The sequence below is a fragment of the Streptomyces rimosus genome (genome assembly GCF_008704655.1).
GTDB classification, from domain to species: domain Bacteria; phylum Actinomycetota; class Actinomycetes; order Streptomycetales; family Streptomycetaceae; genus Streptomyces; species Streptomyces rimosus.
Genome location: NZ_CP023688.1, coordinates 5005001 through 5026324, shown reverse-complemented (window position 1 = coordinate 5026324; position 21324 = coordinate 5005001). Strand labels below are relative to the sequence as shown.

General features: G+C 70.3%; 19 protein-coding genes and 2 rRNA genes (1 of these 21 running past the window's edge). 5 read left to right on the top strand and 16 right to left on the bottom strand.

Going from position 1 to position 21324, the window contains the following annotated elements; translation table 11 throughout:
• Positions 1 to 38: 38 nt before the first annotated feature.
• From CP984_RS21355 to CP984_RS21325, 7 genes are all read right to left on the bottom strand, one after another.
• Positions 39 to 848, bottom strand: a complete 810-nt coding sequence (locus CP984_RS21355) for a S1 family peptidase (protein WP_030185536.1) — start codon at positions 846 to 848, stop codon at positions 39 to 41.
• 294 nt (positions 849 to 1142) lie between these two features.
• Positions 1143 to 1949: a serine protease gene (locus CP984_RS21350; RefSeq protein ID WP_003980945.1), complete on the bottom strand. Its 807-nt coding sequence runs from the start codon at positions 1947 to 1949 to the stop codon at positions 1143 to 1145.
• Positions 1950 to 2234: 285 nt separating this feature from the next.
• On the bottom strand, positions 2235 to 3230 hold the full coding sequence (gene hemB / locus CP984_RS21345) for a porphobilinogen synthase (RefSeq protein ID WP_003980944.1): 996 nt from the start codon (positions 3228 to 3230) through the stop codon (positions 2235 to 2237).
• Positions 3227 to 4876, bottom strand: coding sequence for a bifunctional uroporphyrinogen-III C-methyltransferase/uroporphyrinogen-III synthase (locus CP984_RS21340; protein WP_003980943.1), 1650 nt, complete (start codon positions 4874 to 4876; stop codon positions 3227 to 3229). The genes hemB and CP984_RS21340 overlap by 4 nt, the downstream gene beginning before the upstream one ends.
• Complete coding sequence (hemC, locus tag CP984_RS21335) at positions 4873 to 5850, bottom strand: hydroxymethylbilane synthase (RefSeq protein ID WP_030185541.1); 978 nt, start codon at positions 5848 to 5850, stop codon at positions 4873 to 4875. Before hemC ends, CP984_RS21340 begins: the two co-directional genes overlap by 4 nt.
• The gene (locus tag CP984_RS21330) at positions 5843 to 7285 is read right to left on the bottom strand and encodes a glutamyl-tRNA reductase (RefSeq protein ID WP_003980941.1); all 1443 of its coding nucleotides are present in this window, start codon (positions 7283 to 7285) and stop codon (positions 5843 to 5845) included. The genes hemC and CP984_RS21330 overlap by 8 nt, the downstream gene beginning before the upstream one ends.
• A gap of 73 nt (positions 7286 to 7358) precedes the next feature.
• Positions 7359 to 8204, bottom strand: coding sequence for a redox-sensing transcriptional repressor Rex (locus tag CP984_RS21325; RefSeq protein WP_003980940.1), 846 nt, complete (start codon positions 8202 to 8204; stop codon positions 7359 to 7361).
• Positions 8205 to 8603: 399 nt separating this feature from the next.
• Here CP984_RS21325 and CP984_RS21320 point away from each other — a divergent pair, with 399 nt between their 5' ends.
• The 5 genes from CP984_RS21320 to CP984_RS21300 all read left to right on the top strand — a co-directional run bounded on the left by CP984_RS21320 (position 8604) and on the right by CP984_RS21300 (position 13547).
• A complete protein-coding gene (locus tag CP984_RS21320; protein WP_003980939.1) occupies positions 8604 to 8882 on the top strand; it encodes a glutaredoxin family protein in 279 nt (92 codons plus the stop codon).
• A 327-nt stretch (positions 8883 to 9209) separates the two neighbouring features.
• Positions 9210 to 10097, top strand: a complete 888-nt coding sequence (locus CP984_RS21315; RefSeq protein WP_003980938.1) for an HAD family hydrolase — start codon at positions 9210 to 9212, stop codon at positions 10095 to 10097.
• A 14-nt stretch (positions 10098 to 10111) separates the two neighbouring features.
• Positions 10112 to 10708: an SMI1/KNR4 family protein gene (locus CP984_RS21310; protein ID WP_003980937.1), complete on the top strand. Its 597-nt coding sequence runs from the start codon at positions 10112 to 10114 to the stop codon at positions 10706 to 10708.
• Between the two features lie 368 nt (positions 10709 to 11076).
• Positions 11077 to 11859: an ECF subfamily RNA polymerase sigma factor, BldN family gene (locus CP984_RS21305; protein WP_003980936.1), complete on the top strand. Its 783-nt coding sequence runs from the start codon at positions 11077 to 11079 to the stop codon at positions 11857 to 11859.
• A gap of 479 nt (positions 11860 to 12338) precedes the next feature.
• On the top strand, positions 12339 to 13547 hold the full coding sequence (locus CP984_RS21300; protein ID WP_003980935.1) for a DUF5667 domain-containing protein: 1209 nt from the start codon (positions 12339 to 12341) through the stop codon (positions 13545 to 13547).
• Positions 13548 to 13681: 134 nt separating this feature from the next.
• Here CP984_RS21300 and CP984_RS21295 read toward each other — a convergent pair whose 3' ends face one another.
• The 9 genes from CP984_RS21295 to CP984_RS21255 all read right to left on the bottom strand — a co-directional run.
• A complete protein-coding gene (locus tag CP984_RS21295; protein WP_030185544.1) occupies positions 13682 to 14674 on the bottom strand; it encodes a lysophospholipid acyltransferase family protein in 993 nt (330 codons plus the stop codon).
• A gap of 14 nt (positions 14675 to 14688) precedes the next feature.
• The gene (locus CP984_RS21290) at positions 14689 to 15747 is read right to left on the bottom strand and encodes an NAD-dependent epimerase/dehydratase family protein (RefSeq protein ID WP_003980933.1); all 1059 of its coding nucleotides are present in this window, start codon (positions 15745 to 15747) and stop codon (positions 14689 to 14691) included.
• 450 nt (positions 15748 to 16197) lie between these two features.
• Positions 16198 to 16296 carry a 30S ribosomal protein bS22 gene (locus CP984_RS21285; protein WP_003948845.1) on the bottom strand — a complete coding sequence of 33 codons (99 nt, stop codon included), beginning with the start codon at positions 16294 to 16296 and terminating at the stop codon, positions 16198 to 16200.
• Between the two features lie 119 nt (positions 16297 to 16415).
• Positions 16416 to 16625, bottom strand: a complete 210-nt coding sequence (locus CP984_RS21280) for a helix-turn-helix domain-containing protein (RefSeq protein ID WP_014144137.1) — start codon at positions 16623 to 16625, stop codon at positions 16416 to 16418.
• Between the two features lie 128 nt (positions 16626 to 16753).
• Positions 16754 to 17551 (bottom strand): phosphatase, encoded by a 798-nt coding sequence (locus tag CP984_RS21275; RefSeq protein ID WP_030185547.1) that lies wholly within the window; start codon positions 17549 to 17551, stop codon positions 16754 to 16756.
• Positions 17552 to 17781: 230 nt separating this feature from the next.
• Positions 17782 to 18963: an acetoin utilization protein AcuC gene (locus CP984_RS21270; protein ID WP_003980930.1), complete on the bottom strand. Its 1182-nt coding sequence runs from the start codon at positions 18961 to 18963 to the stop codon at positions 17782 to 17784.
• A gap of 71 nt (positions 18964 to 19034) precedes the next feature.
• Positions 19035 to 19688, bottom strand: a complete 654-nt coding sequence (locus CP984_RS21265; RefSeq protein WP_003980929.1) for an HAD family hydrolase — start codon at positions 19686 to 19688, stop codon at positions 19035 to 19037.
• Between the two features lie 63 nt (positions 19689 to 19751).
• Positions 19752 to 19868, bottom strand: a 5S ribosomal RNA gene (gene rrf / locus CP984_RS21260).
• 74 nt (positions 19869 to 19942) lie between these two features.
• A 23S ribosomal RNA gene (locus CP984_RS21255) occupies positions 19943 to 21324 on the bottom strand (it continues 1740 nt past the right edge of the window).

Genomic DNA, 21324 nt, shown 5'->3' with positions numbered 1-21324 from the left:
GGGCGCCCGCCGGCCGGCAGGCGCCCGGACACGTCCGCTCAGCCCATCAGCTTGTTGGCAGCCTTCTCGATCTGCGCGGAGAAGGCGCTCACCTTCGTGTAGACGCCGGGCTTGCCCGGCCGCGCGCAGCCCTCGCCCCAGCTGGTGATGCCGACCTGGACCCAGTCGCCGTCCTCGTCGCGGCGGAACATCGGGCCGCCGGAGTCACCCTGGCAGGTGTCCACGCCGCCCTCCGCCATGAAGCCGGCGCAGATCTCGTCGCCCGGGGTCAGCTGGTCGCCGTACGCCTTCTTGCAGGTGGCCGTGTTCACGAACGGGACCTTGGCCTTGCGCAGGTAGCGCTGCTGGGCGCCGCCTTCCTTGTCGGCGCCCCAGCCGGTGATCGTGAACGTGCCGCGGTCGAAGTTGTCGTCCTCGGCGAGATGCAGCGTCTCCTGGCCCTTGATCGGCGCGGCCAGCTTGATCAGGGCCCAGTCCTTGCCCTTGCCGTTGTAGCCGGGGGCCTGGGCGACCTCCTTGGACTTCACCTTGATCGCCTTGGGGTTCTGGAGGTCCACGACGCCCGCGGTGACGGTGATGGAGGTGTTGGGGCCGCTGCCGTCCACGCAGTGCGCGGCGGTGAGCACGACGTCCTCACGGATGAGGGAGCCGCCGCAGCCCATGGACAGCCGCACCATGAACGGGAACTCGCCCTGCTTGGCGGGCGGCCCGCCGATGATCTGCTGGCCGGGGGTCGGCGTCGGCGCGGGCGCGGCGCTGGCGCCGCCGGTCGACTGGAGCGCGACGGCCGCCGCCACCGCGGCGCCGACGGCTATGGATCTCTTGATACATCTCGCGGAGCGCTTCAAGGACTTCCCTCTCGCGTCGGAGGCATCGGTGTCCATCTCGTGCGCACAGCACACCGGGACACCACCGCGGCGCAGTACTGCGCCGGAAGTGCCACGACGTTGCTGGAGCGTTGTGATTATGTGGACGCGCACCAAAGACGCACAAGGTTCTGAAACCGGCCAACTTCCCGAGTACGGCGACGTATCCGTATCCGCGCGGTTCGGACCAATTGCCGTACCGATGCGGGCGGGTGGCGGCGATGCGGGCCGGCGGGCGGCCCCCGGCGGACACCCGCCCGCCCGGACGTCAGCACGTCACAGCTGGTCCGCCGCCTCCGCGATGTCCTGCGAGAAGGCGCTCACCCGCGTGTACACGCCCGGCTTGCCGGGCCGCGCACAGCCCTCGCCCCAGCTGGTGATGCCGACCTGCACCCACGCGCCCGCGTCGTCCTTGCGGAACATCGGGCCGCCGGAGTCGCCCTGGCAGGTGTCCACGCCGCCGGTGCTCATGATTCCGGCGCAGATCTCCTCGCCGGGAATGTACGTGCTCCCGTACGCCTGCTGGCAGGTCGGGGTGTCCACGAACGGCACCGTCGCCTTGCGCAGGTACCGCTGCTGACCGCCGCCCTCCCGGGTGGCGCCCCATCCGGCGACGGTGAAGTCGCCCTGGTCGTACCGGCCGTCCGTGGTCGTCCGCAGCGTGGGCAGGTTGATCGGGCGGGCGAGTTTGATCAGCGCCCAGTCCTTGCCGTTGCCGTCGTAGCCGGGCGCCTGGAGCACCTTGGTGGACTTGACCTTGATCGCGCCGGAGCTCTGGAGGTCCACGACACCGGCCGTGGCGGTGATGGAGGTGTTGTTGCCGCTGCCGCTCACGCAGTGCGCGGCGGTGAGCACGATGTCCTGGCGGTAGAGCGCGCCGCCGCAGCCCATGGACAGCCGCACCATGAACGGGAACTCGCCCTGCGCGGCGGGCACTCCGCCGACGACGCGCGTACCGGGGGTGCCGCCCGAGGGCGCCGGCTCGGTGGCGGCGCTCGCGGCGCCGGGCTGCAGCGACAGGGCCGCCAGGGCGATGGCGCCGAGTGCGACGGATCTCTTCAGGAATCTCGCGGAACGGGTCAACGGACTTCCTTTCCGAGGGGGTGGTTCGGGCCCGGCCGACGCCGGACCCCGCGTGACCTGCTCATGCCAAACGCATGCGTACGAGGCGCCACCGGAACGGGACGTGCGTGGGGGAAGCGGCACCACAACGCGGCAGAGCGTTGCGATTATGTGGACACCACGAAGGGGGCACAAGTCACGGAACCGGCCAATCGCCTTGCGTGGTACGGGAGTTGGCACGCAAGGCGGTAGGCAGCACAACGGCGGCGCCCCCTGCGGAGCGCCGCCGTCCGGGTCACGCGGAAACTACAGCTTGCGCGCGACCTCCGTCGCCCAGTACGTAAGGATCATGTCGGCCCCCGCCCGCTTGAACCCGGTCAGGGACTCCAGGATCGCCGCGTCGCGGTCGATCCAGCCCTTCTCGGCCGCGGCCTCGATCATCGCGTACTCACCGGAGATCTGGTACGCGGCGACCGGCACGTCCACCGACTCCGCGATCTTCGCGAGCACGTCCAGGTACGGCATGCCCGGCTTGACCATGACCATGTCGGCGCCCTCCTGGAGGTCGAGCGCCAGCTCGCGCAGCGACTCGCGGGAGTTGCCGTAGTCCTGCTGGTAGGTCTTGCGGTCGCCCTTGAGGGACGAGCCGACGGCCTCCCGGAACGGGCCGTAGAAGGCGGAGGCGTACTTCGCGGTGTACGCGAGGATCGAGACGTCCTCGTGGCCGGTCTGGTCCAGCGCGTCGCGGATGACGCCGACCTGGCCGTCCATCATGCCGCTCGGGCCCACCACGTGGACGCCCGCGTCCGCCTGGACCTGCGCCATCTCGGCGTAGCGCTCCAGCGTCGCGTCGTTGTCCACCCGGCCCTCGCCGTCCAGGACACCGCAGTGGCCGTGGTCGGTGAACTCGTCCAGGCACAGGTCCGACATGATCACCAGGTCGTCGCCGACCTCGGCGCGCACATCGCGGATGGCCTGCTGGAGGATGCCGTCCGGGTCCGTGCCGGCGGTGCCGGCCGCGTCCTTCTTCGCGTCCTCCGGCACGCCGAACAGCATGATCCCGGCGACGCCCGCCCCGACCGCCTCCACGGCGGCCTTCCGCAGGGTGTCACGGGTGTGCTGCACGACGCCCGGCATCGCGCCGATCGGCGCCGGCTCCGAGATCCCCTCCCGCACGAACGCGGGCAGGATCAGGTCCGCCGGGTGCAGGCGGTGTTCGGCGACCATCCGGCGCATGGCCGGCGTGGTGCGCAGCCGGCGCGGCCGCGCGCCGGGGAAGCTGCCGTACGTACTGCTGCTCAACTGCGAGCCCTCCTACGCGATCCGGGCCGGCGCTCGCTCGGGCGGGTGACCGGGTCTCCGGCCTCCAGCGCGGCATCGCGCCGCGCCGCGCCGAACTCCGCGAGCGCTTCGGCCAGCTTGTGCACCGACGGCTCGGGCGACATGACGTCCACGCGCAGCCCGTGCTCCTCGGCGGTCTTGGCGGTGGCCGGGCCGATACAGGCGATCACGGTCACGTTGTGCGGCTTGCCGGCGATGCCGACCAGGTTGCGCACCGTGGAGGACGAGGTGAACAGAACGGCGTCGAACCCGCCGCCCTTGATCGCCTCGCGGGTCTCCTGCGGCGGCGGCGAGGCCCGTACGGTCCGGTAGGCCGTGACGTCGTCGACCTCCCAGCCCAGCTCGATCAGGCCCGCCACCAGCGTCTCGGTGGCGATGTCGGCGCGCGGCAGGAACACCCGGTCGATCGGGTCGAAGACCGGGTCGTACGGCGGCCAGTCCTCCAGCAGCCCGGCCGCCGACTGCTCGCCGGACGGTACGAGGTCGGGCTTCACACCGAAGGCGATCAGCGCCTTGGCGGTCTGCTCGCCCACCGCGGCGACCTTGATCCCGGCGAACGCGCGGGCGTCGAGGCCGTACTCCTCGAACTTCTCCCGGACCGCCTTGACGGCGTTGACCGAGGTGAAGGCGATCCACTCGTAGCGGCCGGTGACCAGGCCCTTGACCGCGCGTTCCATCTGCTGCGGGGTACGCGGCGGCTCCACGGCGATGGTGGGCACCTCGTGCGGCACCGCGCCGTACTCGACGAGCTGGTCGGAGAGCGAAGCGGCCTGCTCCTTGGTACGCGGCACGAGGACCCGCCAGCCGAACAGCGGCTTGTTCTCGAACCACGAGAGCTGGTCGCGCCGGGCCGCGGCACCGCGCTCACCGACCACGGCTATGACCGGCTGCCCGCCGTCCGCCGACGGCAGCACCTTCGCGGCCTTGAGCACCTGGGCCACCGAGCCGAGGGTGGCGTTCCAGGTGCGCTGGCGGGTGGTCGTACCGGCGACGGTGACGGTCATCGGCGTGTCCGGCTTGCGGCCCGCGGAGACCAGCTCCGCGGCCGCGGCGGCCACCGAGTCCAGCGAGGTCGACACCACGGCCGTGGCGTCGCTGGAGCCCACCTCCGACCAGCAGCGCTCGTCGGCGGTCCGCGCGTCGATGAACCGCACGTCCGTACCGTCCGCGTCGCGCAGCGGCACACCGGCGTACGCGGGCACACCGACCGCGGCGGCGATGCCCGGCACGACCTCGAAGACGACCCCCTCGGCGGCGCACGCCAGCATCTCCTCGGCGACGTGCGCGTCGAGGCCCGGGTCGCCGGACACCGCACGCACCACCCGCTTGCCGGTGCGCACAGCCGACATGACAAGATTGGTGGTGTCCCTAAGAGCAGGGACTCCGGCGGTGGTTGACGCCTCGTCAGCCGTCGGCTGCTGCGGCGTGTCCACCTGCGCCCGCGCATGCGCGCGGACGACGTCGAGCACCTGCGGTTCGGCGATCAGCACATCGGCGCGCGCCAGTGCCTCGACGGCACGCAGCGTCAGCAGGCCCGGATCTCCGGGACCGGCACCGATGAAGGTGACCTGACCGGCGGCAGGGTGGTTCGGGGCGGTGGGGTTCAAAGTGCTCGCTCCCCCATAAGACCGGCCGCACCCTTCGCGAGCATCTCGGCGGCGAGTTCGCGCCCCATGTTCAGGGGGGTCGCCGCGTCGCCGAGAGAGGCGGGTACGTGTCCGGTGGTGGACAGCTGCACCAGCGTCGAGCCGTCGGTCGTGCCGACGACGCCACGCAGGCGCAATTCGGTGACAGCCTGCCCGTCGGCCTGAAGGTCGGCCAGCGCACCCACAGGTGCGGAGCAGCCGGCCTCCAGGGCGGCGAGCAGGGAACGCTCGGCCGTCACGGCGGCCCGGGTGAACGGGTCGTCGAGCTCGGCGAGCTGGGCGGCGAGCTGCGCGTTGTGCGCGGCGCACTCCACCGCCAGGGCCCCCTGGCCGGGGGCGGGCAAAATCATGTCGGGCGACAGGTGGTCGGTCGCCTCGTCGATCCGGCCGAGCCGGGTCAGCCCGGCCGCGGCCAGCACGACCGCGTCCAGCTCCCCCTTCTCGACATAGCCGATACGGGTGTCGATGTTCCCGCGGATCGGCACGGTCTCCACCTGCCGGCCCAGCGCGCGCGCCCAGGCGTTCAGCTGCGCCATGCGGCGCGGCGAGCCCGTACCCACGCGGGCGCCGTCCGGCAGCTCCTCGAAGGTCAGACCGTCGCGCGCCACCAGCACGTCGCGCGGGTCCTCGCGCTTGGGCACGGCGGCCAGCGCCAGCTCGGCAGGCTGCGCGGTGGGCAGGTCCTTCAGCGAGTGCACGGCGAAGTCGATCGTCCCGTCGAGCAGCGCGTCACGCAGCGCCGAGACGAACACACCGGTCCCGCCGATCTGCGCCAGGTGCTCACGCGACGTGTCGCCGTACGTGGTGATCTCCACCAGCTCTACGGGACGGCCGGTGACCTCGCGCACCGCCTCGGCCACCATCCCGGACTGGGCCATGGCGAGCTTGCTGCGCCGCGTCCCCAGTCGCAGGGCCCGTGGATTGCTGTCAGTCATGCCCGCTCCCGTGCTGTGTGCGGGCCGTTGCCCGCGTGTCGGCCCGGCTGACGGCGGCCACCGTCTGCGGGTCGAGGTCGAAGAGTTCGCGCAGCGCGTCCGCGTAACCGGCGCCGCCTGGTTCGCTGGCCAGCTGCTTGACGCGCACGGTGGGCGCGTGCAGGAGCTTGTCGACGACCCGGCGCACGGTCTGGGTGATCTCCGCGCGCTGCTTGTCGTCCAGGCCTGGCAGCCGGCCGTCCAGCCGGGCGATCTCACTCGCCACCACGTCCGCCGCCATGGTGCGCAGCGCGACCACGGTCGGCGTGATGTGCGCCGCCCGCTGCGCCGCACCGAACGCGGCCACCTCGTCGGAGACGATGCCGCGCACCCGGTCCACGTCGGCCGCCATCGGCGCGTCGGCGGACGCGTCCGCGAGGGACTCGATGTCGACGAGGCGCACGCCCTCGGTCCGGTGCGCCGCGGCGTCGATGTCCCGCGGCATGGCGAGGTCGAGCAGCGCCAGCTCGGGGCCGGGCGCGACGGTGCTGCCGGCGCCCCCGGCGGTGCCGGTGAGGCCGTCGGCGGCAGCGGTACGGGCGGCGCGCGTCTCGGCGGCCGCCGCGATCGCCTCGCCGGTCAGGACCAGGCCGGTGGCGCCCGTGCAGGACACCACGACATCGGCCAGGGCCAGCTCGGACTGTACGGCGGTCATCGCGACGGCGCGGGCGGACAGCCCGTTCAGCGCGCCCGCCGAACCCGGCTCCGTCAGGATCTGCGTCAGCCGCTCGGCGCGCTCCACCGTCCGGTTGGCCACCGCCAGTTCGCTGACCCCCGCCCGTACGAGCGTGGTCGCGGCCAGCGACGACATCGAACCGGCGCCGATGACCAGGGCGCGCTTGCCCCGGGCCCACTCGGCGACATCGGTGTCCCCGGCCAGCTGCTCCAGACCGAAGGTGACCAGCGACTGGCCCGCCTTGTCGATGCCGGTCTCGCTGTGGGCGCGCTTGCCGACCCGCAGCGCCTGCTGGAAGAGGTCGTTCAGCAGCCGGCCCGCGGTGTGCTGCTCCTGCGCGACCGCGAGCGCGTCCTTGATCTGGCCGAGGATCTGGCCCTCGCCCACGACCATCGAGTCCAGGCCGCAGGCCACCGAGAAGAGGTGGTGGACGGCCCGGTCCTCGTAGTGCACGTACAGATACGGAGTCAGCTCGTCCAGGCCCGCGCCGCTGTGCCGGGCCAGCAGCGTGGACAGCTCGGCGACACCGGCGTGGAACTTGTCCACGTCGGCGTACAGCTCGATGCGGTTGCAGGTCGAGAGCACCGCGGCCTCGGCGGCCGGCTCGGCCGACACCGCGTCCTGGAGCAGCTTGCCGCGCGCCTCGGGGGCGATGGCGGCGTGTTCCAGGACGCTGACGGGGGCACTGCGGTGACTGAGCCCAACTACGAGGAGGCTCATGCTTGCACCTCGCTTCGCGAGGCACAGCCTTCGCCTGTGGCGCACCTTTCGATGATTCGCTCGCTGCGCTCGCTCATGCCGGCATCACGGCGGGCACATCCCCGTCGGGTCCCTTGCGGTCGGACGCGCCGGTGGAGCCGTCCGCGGCCGGGGCCGCCTTGGCCGCGGCCTCGCGGACCTCGCGCACGGCCCGGCGGGCCTCGCGCGCGGCGACGGCGCGGGCGTCGTCGGAGTCCTCGTCGTCGTGGCCCGCGTCCTCGCCCGCCTTGCGCTGCTCGTGGAAGGCCAGGATCTGCAGTTCTATCGACAGGTCGACCTTGCGCACGTCCACACCGTCCGGAACGGTCAGCACGGTCGGCGCGAAGTTCAGGATGGAGGTGACACCGGCCGCCACGAGCCGGTCGCAGACCTGCTGCGCCGCGCCCGCCGGGGTCGCGATCACACCGATCGAGACGCCGTTGTCCGTGATGATCTTTTCCAGCTCGTCGGTGTGCTGGACGGCGATGCCCGCCACCGGCTTGCCCGCCATCGCCGGATCGGCGTCTATGAGCGCGGCGACGCGGAACCCGCGGGAGGCGAAGCCGCCGTAGTTGGCCAGGGCGGCGCCGAGGTTGCCGATACCGACGATCACGACCGGCCAGTCCTGCGTCAGGCCCAGCTCGCGGGAGATCTGGTAGACGAGGTACTCCACGTCGTAGCCGACGCCCCGGGTGCCGTACGAGCCGAGGTAGGAGAAGTCCTTGCGCAGCTTCGCGGAGTTGACCCCCGCGGCGGCGGCGAGTTCCTCGGACGAGACCGTGGGGACCGAGCGCTCGGAGAGCGCGGTCAACGCGCGCAGATACAGCGGAAGCCGGGCGACGGTGGCCTCGGGAATCCCTCGGCTTCGGGTCGCCGGTCGGTGAGTTCGGCCAGTTGCCACGGTGCTCCTGCGGGTAGAGCGGGGCTGTGGACGGCCGTAGATGTCCCGACCGCCCCGTCGACAGCAGGCTATGTCTTTGTGAACGCGTGCACAAAGATGGTGTCCGCTTTGTCCGGCCAAAGTGACCGGGGTCACGCGGCTTTTGCACCCCTTCGCGGAACCAACTCCCCCGGCACACCGTTCACACGTTTCGCGCCGGTAACAAAGGAGCGCCGACGGCAGCACGCGTCCTCACTCCTCACCGCTATGCCCCGGAAACCTACAAATCGCCCATCGATGGTAGTCGACTCAGGCGACTTTCCGTCCCGCTTTCCGGCCTGCCCCGGCCTGCTTCCCGGCCGCCCGGCCGAGGCCGGGCCAACGGCACCGGGCACCCCGGGCAGAGGCACAATTACGGGCATGGCCTCCCTCTTCAGCCGCAACACCCGCAAGAATCCGGCGGACAGCACGGTCACGCTCATCGGCAAGCCCGGCTGCCACCTGTGTGATGTCGCACAGGAAGTGATCGAACGCGTCTGCGCCGAGACCGGCGCCTCCTGGGAGAAGAAGGACATCACCCAGGACGAGGAGCTGTACCGCAAGTACTGGGAACAGATTCCGGTCGTCCTCGTGGACGGCGCGCAGCACGATTTCTGGCGGGTCGACCCCCAGCGGCTGCGCAAGGCCCTGGGCGCCTGACGGCACGAGCCCCGGCCCTGGCACCGGTACGAGCGCTCCTACGCCCGGCGTGCCCCGGCGCGTACGGCATCGGAACCGCCCGGCGTACGCCCCCACGGCGGCGCGCCCCTCGCCGTCCGGCGCCGTCACCGGGATGGCCGTAACGCAACCGTCGGCCGAACCCCGGCCGGTGGACATCCGCCCGTAACCAGGCGCACCGAACAACCTGGCTACGCTAGCTACATGGCCCACCCGTCGCCCGCCCGCCGTCCCCGTAGGAAGCCCTACGGCGCGCACCTCCCCACGGGGTGGTTCAGCCGCCGTAGGCGCCCCGCCACCGCGCGCAGCGTGCTGGCCGGCGAAGCCGCGGCCGAGGCCGCGCGCAAATCCTCGCTGGAGGCCGCGGCGCAGGAAGCGGCAGCCCAGGCCGAGAGCGCCGAGGAGCCGGAATTCCCGGTCGTCGGCGACACCTCCGCCGCCGCCTTCTTCGACCTCGACAACACCGTGATGCAGGGCGCGTCGCTCTTCCACTTCGGGCGCGGCCTGTACAAGCGCCGCTTCTTCCACAAGCGCGACCTGGTCCGCTTCGTCTGGCAGCAGATCTACTTCCGTTTCATCGGCTCGGAGAACCCCGAGCACATGGCGGACGCCCGCAACAGCGCGCTCTCCATCGTCCAGGGCCACCGCGTCTCCGAGCTGATGACCATCGGCGAGGAGATCTACGACGAGTACATGGCCGAGCGGATCTGGCCCGGCACCCGCGCCCTCGCCCAGGCCCACCTGGACGCGGGCCAGAAGGTGTGGCTGGTCACCGCGGCGCCCGTCGAGACCGCGACGATCATCGCCCGGCGGCTCGGCCTGACCGGCGCGCTCGGCACCGTCGCCGAGTCCGTCGGCGGCGTCTACACCGGCAAGCTGGTCGGCGAGCCGCTGCACGGCCCCGCCAAGGCCGAGGCCGTACGGGCCCTGGCCGCCGCCGAAGGACTCGACCTGGAGCGCTGCGCCGCCTACAGCGACTCCGCCAACGACATCCCGATGTTGTCCCTGGTCGGCCACCCGTACGCGATCAACCCCGACGGCCGCCTGCGCAAGCACGCCCGCGAACAGGGCTGGCGCCTGCGCGACTACCGAACCGGCCGCAAGGCGGTGAAGATCGGCATCCCGGCAGCAGCGGGGGTGGGGGCGCTCGCGGGGGGTGCGGCCGCGGCGGTGGCGTTGCAGCGGCGGCGTCGCTGAACCGGTTCCTCCCGGTGGTGGCGGACTCCGGCGGTACGGCGTCCTGGGACCCGGGCGCGGTCCGGGCCCGCCTGGCGGAGCTGGCCCGCCGCGACCCCAGGCTCACGCGTACCGGCGCCGACCAGCACGGCTACCGGCTCGAACCCCCACTGCCCGCTGACGAACTGCACGCGTTCGAGGCACTGCACGGCGTCGAGCTGCCGCAGTCGTACCGCGACTTCCTCCTGCTGGTCGCCGACGGCGGCGCCGGACCGCTCCACGGCCTCTTCCCCCTGACCGGGCCCACCGCCTACCCGGGCCCGCCGGACGACTGGGCGGCGGACGACATCCGCGAGCGCGACCGCAGGCCCGGCGCGCTCGCGGCGCCCTTCCGGTTCACCGAGAGGTGGCACGCCCAACCCGGCCGGCGGTTCGACGCCGCCGAGATGGTGACCGGGACGCTCGCCGTGGCGGAGGCGGGCTGCGGCGGATTCGCGCGTCTCGTCGTCACCGGCGAGCAGCGCGGGCGCATCTGGTACGACGATCTGGAGGTCTGGCCCAATCTGGCACCGGGGCCGGAATTCCACGCGTGGTACACCGCCTGGCTGACCGGCACACCCGACCGCCGCTGAGGCCCGCCGCGCCAACCGGCGGCCGGTCACGGGCCGTGTCCGGCGCTTTCCGGGGCGCCCGGCCCGGCCAATCCCTGTTGCATACCCCCACCCCGTCCCCGGCAGTCACGTTGCCGTCGGTCCGCCACAAGACGCCCCGCAACCAGGCAGATCACGTTCCTTTCTGATCAATATCTGCTCAGGAATCGATACTTGAACGGGCACTAACTCGTAACGGACCAGAAGTAATCGATGATTTGAGCAACTGGGTGTAGCGCTGCCTGTACGAAGCGTTATTCTCCTCAGACGCAAACCGGTACCCACGCGTCCCTACGACGGGTGAACGGTCCCGCACTGCACGTGATGGAAGCTCTGCCTCTGGGAGTCCCGTGTACCCACACGTCGGGGTTGACGCCTCGGGCCTGGCTACGCTGCGTACGACACTCGTCGACCACCTGCGCAGTTTTGTCCCCACCGCGATCGCCGTCCCCGCATTCGCCACAGCCACCCCCGCCGGTCCCTGCTACGCCCTGGCCGACGGAAGCACCACCACGGTCGGCAAGACCGGCGGCAGAACCCGCCGCGGTGCCGCCACGCCCAGCGCCCGGCGTCCCGCCGACAGCGACAGCCGTCGCATGATGGACCTCGTCGAGCGCGCCCAGGCCGGCGAGGCCGAAGCCTTCGGCCGGCTCTACGACCAGTACGCCGACACGGTCTACCGCTACATCTACTACCGGGTGGGCGGACGGGCCACGGCCGAGGACCTGACCAGCGAGACGTTCCTGCGCGCCCTGCGCCGTATCGGCACCTTCACCTGGCAGGGCCGTGACTTCGGCGCCTGGCTGGTCACGATCGCCCGCAACCTGGTCGCCGACCACTTCAAGTCGTCGCGCTTCCGGCTGGAGGTGACCACCGGCGAAATGCTCGACGCCAACGAGGTCGAGCGCAGCCCCGAGGACTCGGTCCTGGAATCGCTGTCCAACGCGGCGCTGCTGGAGGCGGTCCGCAAACTCAACCCGCAGCAGCAGGAGTGCGTGACGCTGCGCTTCCTCCAGGGCCTGTCGGTCGCCGAGACCGCGCGCGTCATGGGGAAGAACGAGGGCGCGATCAAGACGCTGCAGTACCGCGCCGTACGGACCCTGGCGCGCCTGCTCCCGGACGACGCCCGCTGACCGCCGCGGCACCGCACCGGGCGGCCGCGGGCGCCACCCGCCGCACCCCGGTCGCTTCTCGCTGTCGTACCCGCTCCCACCTGCGTCTTCGCCTGCCTCGCCGTCCCGGGCCGTCCGCTCCGTCCCACGCCAGGACTAACGCGTGGGGCGCCGCCCCGATCGCCTGAATCTCCTGGATCGATATTGACGCCCGGACTTCTCCGGCAGTCCCCGCCCCGCCCGCTGACACGCCCGGTGCGGATCGCCGCGATTCTGACTGCCGGTGATCGTTCGTGACCGTTCGGTCAGATCATCGTGAGTGCGTAACCCAAGTGCCGCGGCGCTCGTTGTGCGGAATGCAGACTCCCTGCGGTGCACGTCATGCCCGCGCCCTCTCACTCGATCGGGTGGACGCGAGCCTGTCGTGCAACCTTCCGGCCAGTCTGGATAGTCAAGCCAGTCCGGGGAGTCGAGCGGGATGACGAGAGGAGGTGCCGCCCGTGATCGCGAACGTATCGGTGCACCGGCGGGCCAACGCCTTCGCCCAAGCCCTGGAGGAGCAGGTCCTCCCGGGCGAGGCGGCCGAGGACGAGGCCGGCACACCGGCGGAAGCGTGCGGAGAAGCAAGGCTGCTGGCGGTCGCCGGCACCCTCGGCGAACTCCCCAGGCCCGAGATGGACCCCGAGGTCAAGACCGTTCACCGGGCCCAGCTCATCGCGGCCATGGAGGCGGCCTTCGCCGAGGACGACGGCCGGGTGCCCCAGCAGCGCGCCCGCGGCGCACACCGCGCGGCCAAATCCCTGGGCAGGCTGCGCCCGCGCTCCCGGCTGTCCAAGGGACTCGCCGCGGGCGGCCTGACGGTGGGCGTCGCCGCCGGCGCCTTCAGCGGCGTCGCCGCCGCCAGCTCCGACGCCCTCCCGGGCGACTCCCTCTACGGCCTCAAGCGCGGCATGGAGGACCTGAAGCTGGGCATGGCGGACGACGAGTCCGAGCGCGGCCGCCTCTTCCTCGACCAGGCGTCCACCCGCATGTTCGAGGCCCACCGCCTCTTGGAGCGCGACCGCCTCGGCGACCTCGACCACGAGGCCCTGGCCGAGGTCCGCAAGGCCCTCTCGGGCGTCACACAGGACGCCGGCGAAGGCCACCGCCTTCTCCACGAGGCGTACGAACGCGACGGCTCCCTCGGCCCCATCCAGACGCTCAACTCCTTCACCAAGTCGCACCGCGACAGCTGGAGCCGGCTGCGCGACCGCCTCCCGGCCCAGCTGATGGACGTGCGCGACGAGGTCAGCTCGGTCTTCGACGCCATAGACGAAGAGGTCGGGCCGCTGCGCTCGCTGCTGCCCAAGCACCCGGGCGACAAGAGCCACCGGGAGAGCGCCCCCCAGGCGCCCGCGCGCGGCGACGCCTCCCAGAGCCGTACGGACCGCCCCTCGCCGCCCGGGGAGAGCTCCACCTCGTCCGGCCGGGCCGACGGCTCCCACGCCCCGCGGCACCGTCCGTCCTCCTCCCCGTCCCGCAAGGACGACGGACTGCTCGGCGGCAGCACGGGCGGCCTGCTCGACCCGCCCACCGACACCGGCACCCCCGCCCCGGACGGCAAGGGCGACGGCAAGGAGACGCCGCACGAGCCCGACGTCACGATCCCGCCGCTGCTCCCCGGCCTGCTGCCGGACATCGGCCTGGACGGAAAGAACCCGCTGGGCTGACCCCCGCCCGCTGCGGCCCGCCAAGCGACGCCCCGGTGCCCTCACACGGCGCCGGGGCGTCGCGCGTACCGCCGAGCCATTCCGTACCGCCGGGCCTCGGCAAAAACCGATCAGGTCAGAGGAACACCGTCAGGTCAGAAGAACACCGACCGCCGCTGCACCAGCAGCTTGTAAAGCGTGTGCTGGATCGTCTCCCGTACCTGGTCCGTCAGGTTGAACATCAGCATCGGGTCGTCCGCCGCCTCCGCCGGATACCCGTCCGTCGGGATCGGCTCCCCGAACTGGATCGTCCACTTCGTCGGCAGCGGCACCAGCCCCAGCGGCCCGAACCACGGGAAGGTCGGCGTCAGCGGGAAGTACGGGAAGCCCAGCAGCCGCGCCACCGTCTTGGCGTCCCCGATCTTCGGGTAGATCTCCTCGGCGCCCACGATCGAGCACGGCACGATCGGCACCCCGGCCCGCAGCGCGGTGGACACGAACCCGCCGCGCCCGAACCGCTGGAGCTTGTAGCGGTCCCCGAACGGCTTGCCGATGCCCTTGAAGCCCTCCGGCATCACCCCGACGACCTCGCCGCGCTCCAGCAGCCGCTGCGCGTCCTCCGCGCAGGCGAGCGTGTGCCCGGCCTTGCGCGCCAGCTCGTTGATCACCGGCAGGACGAAGACCAGGTCGGCCGCGAGCAGCCGCAGGTGCCGGCCGGCCGGGTGGTGGTCGTGCACCGCGACCTGGAGCATCAGCCCGTCCAGCGGCAGCGTCCCGGAGTGGTTGGCGACGATCAGCGCGCCGCCGTCGGCGGGGATGTTCTCGATCCCCTTCACCTCGACCCGGAAGTACTTCTCGTACAGCGGCCGCAGCACCGACATCAGGACCTGGTCGGTGAGCTCCTCGTCGTACCCGAAGTCGTCGACCTCGTACTCACCGGTGAGCCGTCGGCGCAGGAAGCGCAGCCCCCCGGCGATGCGCTGCTCCAGGGACGCCCCCGCCGCCCCGGACGGCTGCTCCGGCGCCTCCTGCCGCCGCGGTTCCGGTACGGGCGCCAGCGCCGTACGGCGGCCTCCACGGCCCGGCCGCTTGACCTTTCTGCGCGACCGGGGCTCCTCGCCGAAGGGAATGACCTTGGCGTCCGCCATCGTGGGTGAACTCCTCACAGGGTCGGGCCGCTGCGTGCGGGCAGCACGGCGGCGAGCCGGTCGACGGTACGGGCAAGGACCTCGGGCGGCAGCAGCCCGGGTCCACGACTGCGGGCGAATTCCGCGAAGGTCTCCGCCGTCGTGTATTTCGGGTGAAACCCCAGTGTCTCGCGCATCTGGGTCGTCTGGACGACCCGGCCGTGCGTGAGCATCCGGATCTGCTCCGGCGAGAAGTCGGTGATGCCGAGGGAGCGCAGCGCGGTGCCGGCCCAGGTGACGGTCGGCAGGAACAGCGGCAGCGTGGGGCGGCCGAGCCGCCGGGAGCACTGGGAGAGCAGCAGCGCGCCGTCTCCCGCGATGTTGAAGGTGCCGCTGTTGAGCGTGCCGCGGCGGGGCTTGCCGGAGGCCATGCGCAGCGCCTCGATCGCGTCGTCCTCGTGGACGAACTGCAGCCGCGGGTCGTAGCCCAGGACGGTGGGGAGCACCGGCAGCGAGAAGTACTCGGCGAGCGGCGAGTCGGCGCACGCTCCGAGGATGTTGGCGAAGCGCAGCACACACACCGCGACGTCCGGACGGCGCCGGGCGAAGCCGCGTACGTAACCCTCGACCTCGACGGCGTCCTTGGCGAAGCCGCCGCTGGGCAGCGACTTCGGCGGCGTGGTCTCGGTGAAGACGGCCGGGTCGCGGGGCGCGGAGCCGTACACGCTGCTGCTGGACTTCACCACCAGCCGTTTGACGTGCGGCGCCTTCTGGCAGGCGCCGAGCAGCTGCATGGTGCCGATGACATTGGTCTCCTTGACCATCGCCCGGCTGCCGCGGCCGCCGCGCCCGCCGAGCGGCGTGCCGTTGATGTCCATGTGGACCACAGTGTCCACATTGGTCTCTGCCAGCACTTTGGCAATGGCCGGATGCCTGATGTCGGCCTTGAGGAAATCTGCCCCGCCCAATTGGTGCTCGGGCGCTACGGCGTCGACTCCGATCACCCGGTCGACGTCGGGGTCGCGCTGAATGCGTCGTACGAACCGGCCCCCCAGCTGCCGTGCGACTCCAGTGACGAGCACGACCTTTCCCAAGATCAGCCCTTCCTTCCCGCCCTTTGTCCCTCGCGTGAGCCGAGCTGTGACGCCACGCTATCGGGTCGTTGTTGCGCTGTGATGACCGCGGGTTGCCGCTGGCTCCATTTCAAGCCTTGGCCCGAGCTTTGCCGGTCCCGTCGGCCGGTTTTCCGCCTTGGCCGGGCGCCCTTGAACTTCGGCGCTCCGCGCGCTTTATCCGGACCGGCACGCGAACCGGCACACCGCCGCACAAGGCGGTCCCGTAAGGCCGCCTCGTAACGCCGTACGCCTATCCGCGCGGCGGCCGGCACACCGCGCCCCGGCGCACCCGCCGCCGGGATTCCAGCAGCCGTCCGCCGTCGCCGCGGCCGCGCCCCACCGAGTGCACCGCAAAGCCGCCCCCGAAACGCACCGCAGCCCCCCACCGCGTGGTGCGGTGAGAGGCTGCGGAATCGCGATCAGGGCCGCTTACTTCTTGTTGCGACGCTGAACACGGGTGCGCTTGAGCAGCTTGCGGTGCTTCTTCTTGGCCATCCGCTTGCGCCGCTTCTTGATAACAGAGCCCACGACTACCCTCGCTCACTTCGTATCACTCGGTGCGGGGCGTCCGAGCCCACACTACCTACATCGGGCCAGCCTACCCGGCGTCGAGCCTACGGCGTAATCCGAGGGTCCTCTTGAGCCCCTCAGGCCGATTCCACCCCCACATAGGACTCACGGAGGTAGTCGTGGACCGCTTGCTCCGGGACCCGGAACGACCTCCCCACTCGGATCGCGGGCAGATGACCGCTGTGCACCAAGCGGTACACGGTCATCTTCGACACTCGCATCACCGTGGCGACTTCCGCCACGGTCAGGAACACGACCTCATTCAGAGGCCTTTGGTCTGCAGCCATGACACACCTGAACCTTCCGCACATGACGGGCACCGGCTTCCCCTCCGGTGACTCCCCGTCGCTGTGCGCTCACTCCCCAGGTTAGGGGCGGGTGATGCGAGTGGGGAAGAGGAGCAGCGATCGGCCGCCTACTGTGACAGACACGCTCGATTGAGTACATAGCGAGTAAGCGGTCGGTAGTAATCAGACCGCACAGCGTCATCAAGCGGAACTACGGCGGACACCCGCCCCTCCGCCTGTCCGACGAACAGCGCGGGATCGTCCGTATCCGCCAGTCCGATGGCCTCAAAGCCCAGCTGACCTGCTCCGCAGACCCATCCGTGGTCACCGATCACCAGCTCGGGAAGGGGCCCGCCGGCGTCTGCCACGGCGTCGAGGGCGGTACGAACCGGGAGGGGGGAGTGGGTGTGTACGCCCGGCTCACCGGGCTCGCGCCGCACGCCCGGTTCGCGCATCAGCGCGACTCCCCGTACGTAGTCAAGGTTGTACGTGCGTACCCCGAATCGGGTCGCTATGTCGACACAGTGGCCATACGCCGGGGTGAGAACGGTGCATCCCGCCGCCGACAGAGCGTCTGCCAGGCCGCCGTAGAAGCCCAGCAGCCGGTGCGGGTGGCCGGTGCCGATCAGTACCGCAGCGTGCCGGGCGGCCGCCGCGCCGAGCCGGTCCGCGAAGGCATCCAGTCCCGCGAGCGTACAGTCCGGATCGATCGAATCGAGGCCGGAAGTATGCCTGGGATCGGCCGAAACTCCACACTGCTCAGCCATCACTCGGAGCACTTCATTCACGGACCAGTCAGCCGCGGGCTCCAGACCGATGAGCGCGCGCGGGTCACCGGCCGCGAAGAGGCGGTAGCGCGTCAGGCTCTTCTCCCGGGATGTCGCGATCGTCCCCGCGAGCCGCACCCTGACCACATACGCCTTCAGCGCGTCGGCATCCGCCGCCGCGTCCGCGTCCGTACCGGAGCCCCACACGAAAGCCCATGCTGACGCCCCGGCTCCCGTCCCATGCCCGAACCGCCCAGTAGTCACACATCCGGGCGCATCGTCCCGAAGTGACGCGCCTTCGGGGCGAACGCGTGGCTATGGCGGCAGTTCGTGTGCAGGGAAGTCGCCGGTCCTGCGGCAGCAGCCCGTACGCGGAAGAGTCGTTGGCCTTACGGCAGCAGCCCGTGCGCGGGGAACACCGCGCGCCGCGTCGCCAGTACCGCCTGGTCCAGGCGGTCGGCCGGGTCGTACCCCTCGCCGTGGAAGTCGCGCCAGCCGGTGCCGCGCCCGTCCGTCATCCGCACCGGCGCCCCCTGCCGGGTACGCCGGTAGACCTCGTGCCGCCACTCCTCCGGCACCGGGGTCGTGGGCTCGATCGGCCGCCCCGCCGCGATCGCCACCAGGTGCGTCCAGCTGCGCGGTACGACGTCCACCACCGCGTATCCGCCGCCGCCCAGCGCGACCCAGCGCCCCCCGGCCGTCTCGTGCGCGAGATCGTGGCAGGCGGCCGCCACCGCCCGCTGCGCGTCCAGGCTCACCGCCAGGTGGGCGAGCGGGTCCTCGAAGTGGGTGTCCGCGCCGTGCTGCGTCACCAGGACGTCGGGCCGGAACGCGGACAGCAGCTCCGGCACCACCGCGTGGAAGGCCCGCAGCCAGCCCTCGTCGCCGGTGCCGGCCGGCAGCGCCACGTTCACCGCGCTGCCCTCGGCCGCCGCGCCGCCGGTCTCCTCGGGCCAACCGGTCTGCGGGAACAGCGTCCTGGGGTGTTCGTGCAGCGAGATCGTCAGGACCCGCGGATCGTCCCAGAAGGCGGCCTGGACGCCGTCCCCGTGGTGCACGTCCACATCCACGTACGCGACGCGCTCGGCCCCCAGTTCCAGCAGGCGCGCGACGGCCAGCGCCGCGTCGTTGTAGATGCAGAAGCCCGCGGCGCCGCCCGGCATCGCGTGGTGCAGGCCGCCCGCGAAGTTCACCGCGTGCAGGGCCTCGCCGCGCCACACCGCCTCCGCGGCGCCCACCGACTGCCCCGCGATCAGGGCCGACGCCTCGTGCATCCCGGCGAACGCCGGATCGTCCTCGGTACCGATGCCGTACGCGGGGTCGGCGGCCTTCGGATCGGCCGACGCCTTCCGTACGGCGTCGATGTAGTCCTCGCGGTGCACGAGCCGCAGTGTGGAGATCCCGGCGGCCCTGGCGGCCACCACCTGGACCGCGTCGGGCCCGCGGTCCAGTCCGTACGCCTCCACCAACCGCATGGTCAGCGCGAGCCGGATCGGGTCCATCGGGTGCCCCGGCCCGAAGTCGTAGCCCGTTACTGCCTCGTCCCACATCAGCTGTGCACGGCCGCTCATGCCCGTCACCGTATCGGTAGGGCCGGACGGGCCCTGCGGGGTGTACGGGCGGGGCCCGGGGAGCCGGCTGGCTAGGTGAGCAGTCCCGGAAGCTCTTCCATACGTGCGAAGAGCCCGGTGACCGGGCCCGCCGCGGTCAGTTTGGCGGCCGGCGTCATGGCGGTGAAGCCATATACGTCCATACCGGCGGCGACGGCGGCCTGAACGCCGAGCGGGCTGTCCTCGATCACCGCGCAGCGCTCCGGCGCCACACCCATCTCACGCGCCGCGTGAAGGAAGAGGTCCGGGGCCGGCTTGCCCTTGCCGACGTCCTGCGAGCTGAAGATCCGCTCGTCGTCGAACCACTGGTCGAGCCCGGTTTTGCGGTGCCCGACCCGGATTCGCTCATGGCTGCCGGAGGAGGCCACGCAGTACGGGGTTCCGTCGGCCACCAGCTTCCCCAGCACCTCGGGCACGCCGGCGACCGGCTCCAGCTCCCGCTCGAAGCCCGCGAAGACGCGGGCGTGCAATGTGGTATCGAAATCCTCGGGGAGGGAGCGTCCGGTCCGCTCTCTGATCAGGTCGTGCACCCGGTGCGTCGCGGCGCCCATGTAGTCGTGGATCGATTCCTCGTACGTGGTGGGGTGGCCGAGTTCGGTGAGATAAGCGGCGAGGATCGTGTTGGAGATCGGCTCGCTGTCGACGAGAACGCCGTCGTTGTCAAAAATGATCAGGTCATAGCGCATGGCACCGACCCTAAACGCAGAAAAGCCCCGCACCATACGGTGCGGGGCTCTCCCACAAAGATTGTTCGGCGGCGTCCTACTCTCCCACAGGGTCCCCCCTGCAGTACCATCGGCGCTGAAAGGCTTAGCTTCCGGGTTCGAAATGTAACCGGGCGTTTCCCTAACGCTATGACCACCGAAACACTATGAAGATGAACTCCAGCCAGCAAGGCGAGTTCGTTACTTCAGAACAAACACAGTGGACGCGAGCAACTGAGGACAAGCCCTCGGCCTATTAGTACCAGTCAACTCCAACCGTTACCGGTCTTCCATATCTGGCCTATCAACCCAGTCGTCTACTGGGAGCCTTACCCCATCAAGTGGGAGGGAGCCCTCATCTCGAAGCAGGCTTCCCGCTTAGATGCTTTCAGCGGTTATCCTTTCCGAACGTAGCCAACCAGCCATGCCCTTGGCAGAACAACTGGCACACCAGAGGTTCGTCCGTCCCGGTCCTCTCGTACTAGGGACAGCCCTTCTCAAGACTCCTACGCGCACAGCGGATAGGGACCGAACTGTCTCACGACGTTCTAAACCCAGCTCGCGTACCGCTTTAATGGGCGAACAGCCCAACCCTTGGGACCGACTCCAGCCCCAGGATGCGACGAGCCGACATCGAGGTGCCAAACCATCCCGTCGATATGGACTCTTGGGGAAGATCAGCCTGTTATCCCCGGGGTACCTTTTATCCGTTGAGCGACGGCGCTTCCACAAGCCACCGCCGGATCACTAGTCCCTACTTTCGTACCTGCTCGACCCGTCAGTCTCACAGTCAAGCTCCCTTGTGCACTTACACTCAACACCTGATTGCCAACCAGGCTGAGGGAACCTTTGGGCGCCTCCGTTACCCTTTAGGAGGCAACCGCCCCAGTTAAACTACCCACCAGACACTGTCCCTGATCCGGATCACGGACCCAGGTTAGACATCCAGCACGACCAGAGTGGTATTTCAACAACGACTCCACCATGACTGGCGTCACGGCTTCACAGTCTCCCACCTATCCTACACAAGCCGAACCAAACACCAATATCAAGCTATAGTAAAGGTCCCGGGGTCTTTCCGTCCTGCTGCGCGAAACGAGCATCTTTACTCGTAGTGCAATTTCACCGGGCCTATGGTTGAGACAGTCGAGAAGTCGTTACGCCATTCGTGCAGGTCGGAACTTACCCGACAAGGAATTTCGCTACCTTAGGATGGTTATAGTTACCACCGCCGTTTACTGGCGCTTAAGTTCTCAGCTTCGCCCCACCGAAATGGAGCTAACCGGTCCCCTTAACGTTCCAGCACCGGGCAGGCGTCAGTCCGTATACATCGCCTTACGGCTTCGCACGGACCTGTGTTTTTAGTAAACAGTCGCTTCTCGCTGGTCTCTGCGGCCACCACCAGCTCACACCGCAAGGGTGATCACCAGCCGTGGCCCCCCTTCTCCCGAAGTTACGGGGGCATTTTGCCGAGTTCCTTAACCATAGTTCACCCGAACGCCTCGGTATTCTCTACCTGACCACCTGAGTCGGTTTAGGGTACGGGCCGCCATGAAACTCGCTAGAGGCTTTTCTCGACAGCATAGGATCATCCACTTCACCACAATCGGCTCGGCAT

Excerpts from the sequence above, each read along its gene's own strand:
- CP984_RS21280 (WP_014144137.1), bottom strand. The coding sequence starts at position 16,625 with ATGGCTGCAGACCAAAGGCCTCTGAATGAGGTCGTGTTCCTGACCGTG.
- CP984_RS21295 (WP_030185544.1), bottom strand. The coding sequence starts at position 14,674 with ATGGCGGACGCCAAGGTCATTCCCTTCGGCGAGGAGCCCCGGTCGCGC.
- hemC (WP_030185541.1), bottom strand. The coding sequence starts at position 5,850 with ATGACTGACAGCAATCCACGGGCCCTGCGACTGGGGACGCGGCGCAGC.
- CP984_RS21270 (WP_003980930.1), bottom strand. The coding sequence starts at position 18,963 with ATGAGCGGCCGTGCACAGCTGATGTGGGACGAGGCAGTAACGGGCTAC.
- CP984_RS21330 (WP_003980941.1), bottom strand. The coding sequence starts at position 7,285 with ATGAGCCTCCTCGTAGTTGGGCTCAGTCACCGCAGTGCCCCCGTCAGC.
- CP984_RS21265 (WP_003980929.1), bottom strand. The coding sequence starts at position 19,688 with ATGCGCTATGACCTGATCATTTTTGACAACGACGGCGTTCTCGTCGAC.
- CP984_RS21320 (WP_003980939.1), top strand. The coding sequence starts at position 8,604 with ATGGCCTCCCTCTTCAGCCGCAACACCCGCAAGAATCCGGCGGACAGC.